This is a genomic window from Burkholderia sp. E168m15, assembly GCF_016586105.1.
Classification (GTDB): domain Bacteria; phylum Pseudomonadota; class Gammaproteobacteria; order Burkholderiales; family Burkholderiaceae; genus Burkholderia; species Burkholderia orbicola.
Window position 1 is genome coordinate 1 of record NZ_BCPO01000158.1, and the last position, 8,621, is coordinate 8,621.

Below are 8,621 nucleotides of genomic sequence, written 5' to 3' on the forward strand. Positions count from 1 at the left end.
CACGACCGGCGCGCCGGCCCGATGCGACGGCGCGAACAGCCGCAGCCCGCTCGCGACGCTCGCCGCGCCCGCGAAACCCGCACCGAGCATCAACGCAAGCGTCGGTCCGTGGCGCCCCGCGATCCCGAACGATAGCGCAACGAGCGCCGCGCCCGTCGCCTGCCCGATCAGCCGCGCGGTCGCGATGATCCCGCTCGCGCCGCCGCTGCGCTCCGGCGGCGCGCTCGACATCAGCGCCTTCAGGTTCGGCGACTGGAAGAAACCGAAGCCCGCGCCGCACAGCATCATCCGCCAGCCGATGTCGACGACGCCCGGCGACACCGGCAGCGCGGCGAGCGACACCATGCCCGCGCTCAGCAATGCAAGGCCGATCGCGCCGAGCAGCCCGGGCGGATAACGATCCGACAGCCGCCCCGCGATCGGCGCGGCGAGCGCGACGATCGCCGACCACGGCGTCATCAGGAACCCCGTTTCAACAGCACTGCGATGCAGGACGGTTTCGAAATAGAACGGCAGCGACACGAACGCGAGCCCCTGCGCGGCGAACGCGCAGACGGCGGTCAGCGCGGACAGCGTGAACACGGGCCGGCGGAACAGGTCGACCGGCAGCATCGGCGCCGGGTGCCCGGCCTGGCGGCGGATCAGCAGCCAGCCGAACGAGAATGCCACCGCAGCAGCCGCGAACACGACCGAGAGCGGCCCACGCTGCGCGAATTCGCCGAGCGCGAAGATCAGCGACGCGAACGTGATCACGTTGAACAGCGCGGCCACCGGATCGAACGCATGCTTGCCGCGCGCCGTCTGCGGCAGCGACGGAATCGCGACTGCAAGCGCGAACACGCCGAGCGGCACGTTCACCGCGAACAGCCACGGCCACGCGGCCACCGACAGGATCAGCGACGCGATCGTCGGCCCCACCGCGAACGACACGCCGACGACGAGCGCGTTGAAGCCGACGCCGCGCCCGAGCCGGTGCGCGGGAAACAGGCCGCGAATCAGCGCGACGTTGACGCTCATGATCGCGCTCGCGCCGAAGCCCTGCACGATGCGCGCGGCCGTCAGCATCGGCAGCGTCGACGCGAGCGAACAACCGAGCGACGCCAGCGTGAACACCGCCAGCCCGGCGACATACACGCGCTTGTGACCGACGATGTCGCCGAGCGATGCGAACGGCAGCAGCGTCGCGACCATCGCGAGCTGGTACGCGTTGATGATCCACACGGACGCGGCCGGCGACGCATGCAGGTCGGCGGCGATCGCGGGCAGCGCGGTGTTCGCGATCGCGGTGTCGAGGGTCGCGAGCGCGACGGCCAGCAGCACGGCGGACATCGCGCGCCAGTTGACGGCCGGCTCGTGCGCGCCGGCGGGGGAAGCGAATTCGGACAAGATGGGCTCGGCTGACGGGCGACGCGCGGCGTCGCGGATTGAGCGGCGCGGCGACGAGCGCTCCGTGCGGCAAGAACGGAACGCGCGGCACCGCGAGCCGTATTGTTGCAGAGCCGCACCGAACGTGCAGACGGCCGCGCCGTCAGTCAGCGAAACGAAAGCTTGCGGGATGCCGTGCCTTGCGCGCGGCGTCGTCGATGCGCACAACGATCGACGATCGGGCGATTGCCGGGCAGCCTGTCGGGCTCGCGGCCAGCTTCGTCGTGTCGGCGCCCGGCCCGGCCGCGTCCGACGGCGACATCAAGCATCGACAATGCGCCGACGCTTGACACGCGTGCACCGCCGTCGCGCCACCGCGTCAGGTCAGGTCACCGCACGCCGCGCATTGCGGCCGCGCAGCCATTCGAGCGCGAGCAGCAGGCTCGTCGAGAAAATGATCAGGATCGTGGCGAGCGCCGCGATCGTCGGGCTGATGTTCTCGCGGATGCCCGTGAACATCTGGCGCGGCAGCGTCGTCTGGTCCGCGCCGGCGAGGAACAGCGTGACGACCACTTCGTCGAACGACGTCGCGAATGCGAACAGAGCACCCGACATCACGCCCGGCGCGATCACCGGCAGCGTCACGCGGAAGAACGTCGTGACCGGGTTCGCGCCGAGCGACAGGCTTGCCCGTACGAGGTTCTGGTTGAAGCCCTGCAGCGTCGCGGCCACCGTCGTCACGACGAACGGCACGCCGAGTGCCGCATGCGCGGCGATCAGCCCCGTGTAGGTATTCGCGAGCCCGAGCGGCGCGAAGAACAGGTACATGCCGACGCCGACCACGACGACGGGCACGATCATCGGCGACAGCAGCACGGCCATCAGCAGCCCCTTGCCGCGGAAATCGGCTTTCGTCAGGCCGATGGCCGCGAGCGTGCCGAGCACGGTCGCGACGACGGTCGCCGACGGCGCGACGATGAAGCTGTTCTTCGCGGCCATGCGCCACTCGTCGGATGCGATCAGGTTCTCGTACCAGCGCAGCGAGAAACCCGGAATCGGATACACGAGGAACGTGCTCGACGAGAACGACAGCGGCACGATCGCGAGCACCGGCAGGATCAGGTACAGCAGCGTCAGCACGACGAGCACGCGCAACGCGACGTACCACGCGCGCTCGACGAACGACATGTGCGGCGCGAACAGCGGCCTGGCGAGTTTCATGGTCGGCATCCCCTTCCCGTTTCCCTGTGCCCGGCGCTCAGCCGAGGCTCACGTTGGTGCGCGTGAAGCGCCCGTATACCGCATACAGCACGAGCGTCGCCGCGAGCAGCAGCCCGCCGAGCGCACACGCCATGCCCCAGTTGATCGTCACGTTGGTGAAGTACGCGACGTAATAGCTGACCATCTGGTCGTTCGGCCCGCCGAGCAGCGCGGGCGTGATGTAATAGCCGATCGCGAGGATGAACACGAGCAGCGCGCCCGCACCGACGCCCGGATAGGTCTGCGGCACGTACACGCGCCAGAACGCGGCGAACGGATGGCTGCCGAGCGACACGGCCGCGCGCTGGTAGGTCGGCGGAATCGACTTCATCACGCTGTAGAGCGGCAGGATCATGAACGGCAGCAGGATGTGCGTCATCGAGATGTACACGCCGACGCGGTTGAACAGCAGCGTCAGCGGATGCGAGATCAGCCCGCTGCCGATCAGCGCCGTGTTGATGAGCCCTTCGCTCTGCAGCAGCACGATCCACGCGGCGACGCGCACGAGCACCGACGTCCAGAACGGAATCAGCACGAGGATCATCACGAGGTTCGCGCGCCGTTCCGACAGCGTCGAGATCCAGTACGCGAGCGGATAGCCGAGCAGCAGCGCGAACAGCGTGACGGCGATGCCGATCACGAACGTGCGCCCGAAGATCGCGAGATAGATCGACTGGTCGGGATCGGCCTGCACGATGTGACCGAAGCCGTCCTGCTTGTGATCGAGCGCGGCGAGCAGGTAGAACGGCGACACCTGGCTGCCGTTCTTCGCGATCGACTGCCAGTACGCGACGTCGCCCCAGCGCGCATCGAGGTCGATGAATTTGGCGCGCGTCTGCGCGGGCGTCAGCGCCGCGTCATTGTCGCCCTTCAGCGGCATCGCGCGCGCCGTCTTCGCGACGAGCGAGCGATAGCCGGGAATCTCGGTGTTCAGGCGCCGCGCGAGCGCGCCCATCGCCTCGCTGTCGGCCACCTTCGTCATGTCGGCCGCGAGCGCGACATACGCGGCGTCCGCCGGTGGCGTCTTGCGGTCCCAGCCCGACAACGCGGCGACCGTGTTCGGCAACGCGGTCGCGATCTCCGGGTTCTGCACCGCACGCGTGAGCAGCGTGCCGATCGGCACGACGAAAATCAGCAGCAGGAAAATCGCGAGCGGCGCGACCAGCAGCAGCGCCATCGTGCGCTTGCGGGCCTCGGCGGCCTTCAGCTCGCGCTTGAGCGCCGCGGTCGACGGCGAGGAAGGCGCGATCGTCATCGTATTCAACTGGTCTCTCCGGCCGGACACGTGCCGGCGGAATGCCGCGCGACGCGATCGACGCGTCGCGCGGCCGGTTGCATCACGACACCCGTGAGGATGCCTGACCGGTTACTTCGTTGCCCATGCGGCGAAGCGCTGTTCGAGCTCGTCGCTGTGGTCGGTCCAGAAGCCGATGTCCTCCAGCACCGCGTTCTTGCCGTTGGCCGGCGAGTTCGGCAGGTTCGCGAGCGTCTTCGCGTCGAGCGCCTTGATCGCCGCGATGTTCGCCGGACCGTACGCGATGTGCTGCGCATACGCCTGCTGCGGCTTCGGCGTCAGCGAGTACGCGATGTACTGCTCGGCCAGCGCCTTGTTCGGCGAACCCTTCGGAATCGCCCAGTAGTCGAGGTCGTAGATGCTGCCGTTCCACACGACCTTCAGGTTCTTGCCTTCCTTCTGCGCGGCGTCGATGCGGCCGTTGTACGCGGTCGACATCACGACGTCGCCGGCGACGAGGAACTGCGGCGGCTGCGCGCCTGCTTCCCACCACTGGATGTACGGCTTCAGCTCGTCGAGCTTCTTGAACGCGCGATCCTGGCCGGCCTTCGTGCCGAGCACCTTGTAGACGTCCTTCGTCGCGACGCCGTCGGCCATCAGCGCGAATTCGAGGTTGTAGCGCGCGCCCTTGCGCATCCCGCGCTTGCCGGGGAATTTCTTCACGTTCCAGAAATCGGCCCAGCCGGTGGGCGCCGACTTCAGCTTGTCCGCGTTGTACGACAGCGCCGTCGACCACACGAAGAAGCCGACGCCGCACACCTGCGGCGATTCCGGAATCAGGTCGGATTTCTTCGCGATCTTCGACCAGTCGAGCTTCTCGTACAGCCCTTCGTCGCAGCCGCGGTTCAGGTCGCCCGATTCGACTTCCACCACGTCCCAGTTGACGTGCTTCGCCTCGACCATCGCCTTCACCTTCGCCTGCTCGCCGTTGTATTCGACGGCCGTGACCTTGTTGCCGGTCGCCTTCTCGAACGGCTGGTTGAACGCGACCTTCTGTGCGTCGCCGTTCGCGCCGCCGAAGTTGACGACCGTGAGCTCGGCAGCGGTGGCCGATGCGCCGAATGCGACCAGGGCCAGCGCGAGCGCCGTGCGGCGCGCGGTAAAGCTTGCTCGTTTCATGATGGTTCCTCTCCTCTCGTGGTGGAAGTGGGCTTTGTTGTTGACGACGTGCTGCGAAAAACCGGGGTAAACCATGCTCACGCGAACACGCGCAGGTGTTCGGGCGAGAACGCAAGCGAGACCGGGGCGCCGGGCGAGAACGCGTCGAGCGCGCCGGTGCCGAGCGGCACCTTCACGAAACATTCGTCCTGGCCCGGCAGTGCGCAGCGCATGCGCACGTGATCGCCGAAATAGATGAGGCTGCGCGCCTCGCCGCTCACGCAATTGGCGGCGGCGCCGTTCGCACCGTTCGCACCGTTCACGCCGTGCGCGGCGAGACTCATGCGCTCCGGGCGGATGCACGCGACGGCCGATGCGCCCTCGGCGGCTTCGCCGATATGGCGGCCGACGAGCTTCGTGCCGTCGTCGAGCCGGAATTCGCAGAATTCGCCGTCGACGCGTGCGATGGTGCCGCGCAGCCGGTTGCTGTCGCCGATGAAGTTCGCGACGAATTCGTTGCACGGCGATTCGTACAGGCGGTCGACGGTGTCGAGCTGCTGCACGATGCCCTTGTCGAACACGGCGACGCGATCGGACATCGTCAGCGCCTCGCCCTGATCGTGCGTCACGTACACGAAGGTCACGCCGAGCTTCTCGTGCAGCGCCTTCAGTTCGTACTGCATGTGTTCGCGCAACTGCTTGTCGAGCGCGCCGAGCGGCTCGTCCATCAGCACCAGCTTCGGCTCGAACACGAGCGCACGGGCCAGCGCGATGCGCTGCTGCTGGCCGCCCGACAGTTGCGCCGGATAGCGTTTCGCGAAGCGCTCCATCTGCACCATCTTCAGCGCGTGCGCGACGCGCTCCGCGCGCTCGGCGGCGGGCAGCTTGCGCACCGTCAGCGGATACCCGACGTTCTGCTCGACCGTCAGGTGCGGAAACAGCGCGTAGTTCTGGAACACCATGCCGATGTTGCGCTTGTGCGGCGGCACGCTGTTCAGCAACTCGCCGTCGAGGCGGATTTCGCCGCCGGTCGGGAATTCGAAGCCGGCCAGCATCATCAGGCAGGTGGTCTTGCCCGAGCCGGACGGCCCGAGCAGCGTCAGGAATTCCCCGCGCTGGATGTCGAGGTCGAGCGATTTGACGACCAGCGTCTCGCCGTCGTAGGTCTTCCGCACGCCGCGAAAGCTGACGATCACATCATCGGACTTCATCGTGCTGTCCCCTGGTTCCGCGCCAATTGATTTTGAGATGCGAGCCACTATACGGCGCGCACGGTTCTATACTAGGGAACCATTTCAATATTCCTAGTAGGACCACTTTGGATACCGTGATCGTCGCCGACTGGCTGTCCGCCCGTCTGGACCGCAGCTCGTCCGAGCCGATGTACCGGCAACTGCTGCAGCTGATGCAGCAGGCGATTCTGACGGGGGAATTGGGGCCAGGAACAAAGCTCCCGAGTTCGCGCACGCTCGCGGGCGACCTGTCGATCGCGCGCAATACCGTGCTGCACGTGTACGACCAGCTGACCGCCGAAGGCTACGTGCTGACGACCACTGGCAGCGGCACCTACGTGGCCGACACGCGACCGGACGCCGCCGCGATCCGCGTACCGGGCGCCCCGCCGCCGCCGGCGGCGGCCGACGAACCGCCGCTGCCCGACGCGCAGGGCAGCCTGTCGATGCGCGGCCGGCAACTGGTCGAGCATGCGGGCGTCTCGCGGCGCCAGTGGGGGGCGTTCATGCCAGGCGTGCCGGACGTGTCGGAATTCCCGAGCCGCACGTGGAGCCGCCTGCAGGCACGGCTGTGGAAGGAGGCCAATCCGGAGCTGCTGACCTATGCGCCGGGCGGCGGCTACCGGCCGCTGCGGCGCGCACTCGCCGATTACCTGCGCGTCGCGCGCTCGGTCAAATGCTCGCCTGACCAGGTGATCATCACGACCGGTATCCATCAGTCGATCGATCTCGCGGTGCGGCTGCTGTCCGACATCGGCGATCGCGCGTGGGTCGAGGAGCCGTGCTACTGGGGCGTGCGCAGCGTGCTGCAGGCAGCCGGCCTCACGCTGGCGCCGGTGCCGGTCGACCAGGAAGGGCTCGATCCGCGCGCGAGCGACATGCAGCATCCGCCGCGGCTCGTGCTCGTCACGCCGTCGCACCAGTACCCGCTCGGGATGGTGATGAGCCTCGCGCGGCGCCGCATGCTGCTCGAATATGCGCGCCAGCACCGCTGCTGGATCATCGAGGACGACTACGACAGCGAATTCCGCTACGGCAGCCGCCCGCTCGCGTCGCTGCAGGGGCTCGACGACGGCGGCCGCGTGATCTACGTCGGCAGTCTCGGCAAGATGCTGTTCCCCGGGTTGCGGATGGGCTACATGGTCGTGCCCGAGCATCTGGTCGACACGTTCCGCACCGGGCTGTCGGAGCTGTATCGGGAAGGCCAGCTGATGCAGCAGGCCGTGCTCGCCGAATTCATCATGGACGGCCACCTCACTTCGCACGTCAGACGAATGCGCACGCTGTACGGCGAGCGCCGGCAACTGATGATCGACGCGATCCGCGCGCGCTTCGGCGACGCGCTGCCGGTGATGGGCGACGAGGCCGGCCTGCATCTGGTGCTCGGCCTGCCTGACGCGTGCGACGATCGCGCAGTCACACAGAGCGCATTCGACGCGGGCGTGATCGTGCGCCCGCTCACCAGCTACTACAGCAACCTCGACACCGCGCGGCAGGGCCTGCTGCTCGGCTATGCCTGCGTCGCGCACGAAGGCATCCGGCCCGCGTTCGACACGCTCGCCAACACCATCGAGCAACATCTGCCGCGAAACATCACGCGCGCGGCGTGAAGCGCGCCGCACACGGCGGCGCCCGCTTCGTCAATGCGCGCTGCCCGCGCCGCGATCGAGCGATGCCGCGCGCACGGCTTCGCCGGGCTTCGTGAATACACGCTGCCGCAATGCGGCAATCTGTGCATCGCGATCCTGCGGCGACAGGCCGGCCGATTCGATCTGCGCACGCTGCGCCGCATAATCCGCGTAACGGCTCTGCCACGACGCATCGTCCTGCTGCATCTGCGCGACGCGCGCGGCGGCCTCGGGGCCGAGCGTCTGCGTCAGTTGCGCGCGCATCGCATCGGGCGTCGCGCCGCTCTTCTGCAATTGCGCGATCTGGTCGATCGCGGCGCGCTGCCGGTCCACCCGCTGCTGCGCCGCGCGCTCGTCGGCCGGCATCTGCTGCTGGAGCGCCGCGAGCCGCTCGGCCTTCTGCGCATCCGTCAGTGAGCGATCCTGAGTGATCTTCAATCGTGCGAGGTCATAGCGCTGCCGCCACTGCTCCGCACCGAAGAACGGCTGACTCCAGTCGCCGAGCGTGCGGTACGCGATCGACGCGCGCTGATCGAGCGCGAGCTGCAACGCGCCGAGGTCGGACTTGTCGACCGCACCCGCATCGCGCAATGTCGCGAGCGCATCGAGATACGCGCGATACCGGTGCCACACGTCGAGCGCCTCCACCTGCGCGACCGTGCCGTCGAGCTGCGCGGCGATCTCGCGCACGACCAACGCATCGAGCGCGGCCGCGCTCAGGTCGCTCCGCGCGGTCAGGCAATA

The 8,621-nt window shown here is 68.0% G+C and carries 8 protein-coding genes; 2 read left to right on the forward strand and 6 right to left on the reverse strand.

Going from position 1 to position 8,621, the window contains the following annotated elements; translation table 11 throughout:
* Positions 1–1,386 (reverse strand): MFS transporter (locus JMF86_RS22950; RefSeq protein ID WP_201317156.1); only part of this gene is annotated, 1,386 nt, incomplete at its 3' end.
* 197 nt (positions 1,387–1,583) lie between these two features.
* Here JMF86_RS22950 and JMF86_RS35320 point away from each other — a divergent pair.
* The gene (locus JMF86_RS35320; protein WP_260525827.1) at positions 1,584–1,715 is read left to right on the forward strand and encodes a hypothetical protein; all 132 of its coding nucleotides are present in this window, start codon (positions 1,584–1,586) and stop codon (positions 1,713–1,715) included.
* A gap of 34 nt (positions 1,716–1,749) precedes the next feature.
* Here the strand turns inward: JMF86_RS35320 and JMF86_RS22955 are convergent, their stop codons facing one another.
* The 4 genes from JMF86_RS22955 to JMF86_RS22970 form a co-directional block, all read right to left on the reverse strand.
* Positions 1,750–2,586 carry an ABC transporter permease gene (locus JMF86_RS22955; RefSeq protein ID WP_006479368.1) on the reverse strand — a complete coding sequence of 279 codons (837 nt, stop codon included), beginning with the start codon at positions 2,584–2,586 and terminating at the stop codon, positions 1,750–1,752.
* Between the two features lie 37 nt (positions 2,587–2,623).
* Entirely contained in the window at positions 2,624–3,880 is a 1,257-nt protein-coding gene (locus tag JMF86_RS22960; protein ID WP_011548115.1) for an ABC transporter permease, read from the reverse strand.
* Between the two features lie 111 nt (positions 3,881–3,991).
* Positions 3,992–5,038: an ABC transporter substrate-binding protein gene (locus JMF86_RS22965; RefSeq protein ID WP_011548116.1), complete on the reverse strand. Its 1,047-nt coding sequence runs from the start codon at positions 5,036–5,038 to the stop codon at positions 3,992–3,994.
* Positions 5,039–5,115: 77 nt separating this feature from the next.
* Positions 5,116–6,228: an ABC transporter ATP-binding protein gene (locus JMF86_RS22970; RefSeq protein WP_006479371.1), complete on the reverse strand. Its 1,113-nt coding sequence runs from the start codon at positions 6,226–6,228 to the stop codon at positions 5,116–5,118.
* Positions 6,229–6,335: 107 nt separating this feature from the next.
* On the opposite strand from JMF86_RS22970, the gene JMF86_RS22975 reads away from it, so the two are divergent.
* Positions 6,336–7,859 (forward strand): PLP-dependent aminotransferase family protein, encoded by a 1,524-nt coding sequence (locus JMF86_RS22975; RefSeq protein ID WP_011548117.1) that lies wholly within the window; start codon positions 6,336–6,338, stop codon positions 7,857–7,859.
* Between the two features lie 30 nt (positions 7,860–7,889).
* On the opposite strand, the gene JMF86_RS22980 is transcribed toward JMF86_RS22975, so the two are convergent.
* The coding region (locus tag JMF86_RS22980) for a lipase secretion chaperone (RefSeq protein ID WP_201317157.1) at positions 7,890–8,621 on the reverse strand (732 nt) is incomplete at its 5' end.

Coding starts and splice junctions, on each gene's coding strand:
- JMF86_RS22965 (WP_011548116.1), bottom strand. CDS start 5,038: ATGAAACGAGCAAGCTTTACCGCGCGCCGCACGGCGCTCGCGCTGGCC.
- JMF86_RS22955 (WP_006479368.1), bottom strand. CDS start 2,586: ATGAAACTCGCCAGGCCGCTGTTCGCGCCGCACATGTCGTTCGTCGAG.
- JMF86_RS22960 (WP_011548115.1), bottom strand. CDS start 3,880: ATGACGATCGCGCCTTCCTCGCCGTCGACCGCGGCGCTCAAGCGCGAG.
- JMF86_RS22970 (WP_006479371.1), bottom strand. CDS start 6,228: ATGAAGTCCGATGATGTGATCGTCAGCTTTCGCGGCGTGCGGAAGACC.
- JMF86_RS35320 (WP_260525827.1), top strand. CDS start 1,584: ATGCGCACAACGATCGACGATCGGGCGATTGCCGGGCAGCCTGTCGGG.